This window comes from Streptococcus cameli (assembly GCF_053207365.1).
Genome location: NZ_JBRUIM010000011.1, coordinates 1 through 2,259, shown reverse-complemented (window position 1 = coordinate 2,259; position 2,259 = coordinate 1). Strand labels below are relative to the sequence as shown.

Genomic DNA, 2,259 nt, shown 5'->3' with positions numbered 1-2,259 from the left:
CAGAAACGGATTCTGAGATGGATTCAGATACTGATTCGGATACTGATTCGGATACTGATTCAGAAACGGATTCGGATACCGATTCAGAAATGGATTCTGATACTGATTCAGAGACTGACTCAGAGATTGACTCGGATACCGATTCAGAGATGGATTCTGAAACTGATTCTGATACTGACTCAGAGATTGATTCGGATACCGATTCAGAGATGGATTCTGAAATTGATTCTGATACTGACTCAGAGATTGACTCGCTTACTGATTCGGATACTGACTCAGAGATGGATTCTGAAACTGATTCTGATACTGACTCAGAGATTGACTCGGATACCGATTCGGAGATGGACTCAGAAACAGATTCGGATACCGATTCAGACACTGACTCAGAAATTGATTCAGAAACTGACTCAGAGATGGACTCAGATACTGATTCAGAAACGGATTCAGAGATGGACTCAGATACTGATTCAGATACTGATTCAGATACTGATTCAGATACGGATTCTGATACGGATTCGGATACCGATTCAGAAATGGATTCTGATACTGACTCAGAAACGGATTCTGAAACTGACTCAGAAATTGATTCTGAAACTGACTCTGAGATTGACTCAGATACTGATTCAGATACGGATTCGGATACTGACTCAGAAATGGACTCAGAGATGGACTCACTTACTGACTCAGAAACTGATTCAGATACGGATTCGGATACGGATTCAGATATTGACTCAGATACTGATTCAGATACGGATTCAGAAACTGACTCAGAAACGGATTCTGATACTGACTCAGAGATTGACTCTGATACTGATTCAGAAATGGATTCTGATACTGACTCAGAGATGGATTCGGATACGGATTCTGAGATTGATTCAGAAACTGACTCAGAGATTGACTCTGATACTGATTCAGAGATTGACTCAGATACGGATTCAGAAACGGATTCCGAGATGGATTCTGATACCGATTCAGAGATTGATTCAGAAACTGACTCAGAGATGGATTCAGAAACTGACTCAGAGATGGATTCAGAAATGGATTCAGAAACTGACTCAGAGATGGATTCAGAAACGGATTCAGATACTGACTCAGAGATGGATTCTGATACCGATTCAGAGATAGATTCTGATACTGACTCAGAGATGGACTCACTTACTGATTCTGATACTGATTCAGAAATTGATTCGGATACTGATTCGGATACTGACTCAGAGATGGACTCACTTACTGACTCAGAAATTGATTCGGATACTGACTCTGATACTGATTCGGAGATTGACTCGCTTACTGATTCGGATACGGATTCAGAAATGGATTCTGATACTGATTCTGATACTGACTCAGAGATTGACTCTGATACTGATTCAGAAACGGATTCTGATACTGATTCTGATACTGATTCGGATACCGATTCAGAAATGGATTCTGATACTGACTCAGAGATTGACTCAGATACTGATTCAGAAATGGACTCAGAAACTGATTCTGAGATTGACTCAGATACTGATTCGGATACCGATTCAGAAACTGACTCAGATACGGACTCTGATACTGATTCGGAGATTGACTCACTTACTGACTCAGAAACTGATTCTGAGATTGACTCAGATACTGATTCTGAGATTGACTCAGATACTGATTCGGATACCGATTCAGAAACTGACTCAGATACGGACTCTGATACTGATTCGGAGATTGACTCACTTACTGACTCAGAAATGGATTCTGATACTGACTCAGAAATGGACTCAGAAACTGATTCAGAAACGGATTCTGATACTGACTCAGAAATTGATTCAGAAACTGACTCAGAAATGGATTCTGACACTGACTCAGAGATTGACTCTGATACTGATTCAGAAATTGATTCGGATACTGACTCAGAGATTGACTCACTTACTGACTCAGAAATGGATTCGGATACTGACTCAGAAACGGATTCTGAGATTGACTCGCTTACTGACTCAGAAATGGATTCTGATACCGATTCAGAGATTGATTCACTTACTGACTCTGATACTGATTCAGAAATGGACTCAGAAACTGATTCGGATACTGACTCAGAAATTGATTCAGAAACTGATTCAGAAATTGATTCAGAAACTGACTCAGAAATTGATTCAGAAACTGACTCAGAGATTGACTCACTTACTGATTCAGAAATTGATTCAGAAACTGACTCAGAGATGGACTCGGATACTGATTCAGAAATGGACTCAGAAACGGATTCGGATACTGACTCGGATACTGACTCAG

General features: G+C 40.2%; 1 protein-coding gene. It reads right to left on the bottom strand.

Features of this window, described 5'->3' with window-relative positions:
• Positions 1–2,167: DUF445 family protein (locus ACVR1I_RS10860; protein WP_447444022.1), on the bottom strand; the 2,167-nt coding region annotated here is incomplete at its 3' end.
• Positions 2,168–2,259: the final 92 nt, after the last annotated feature.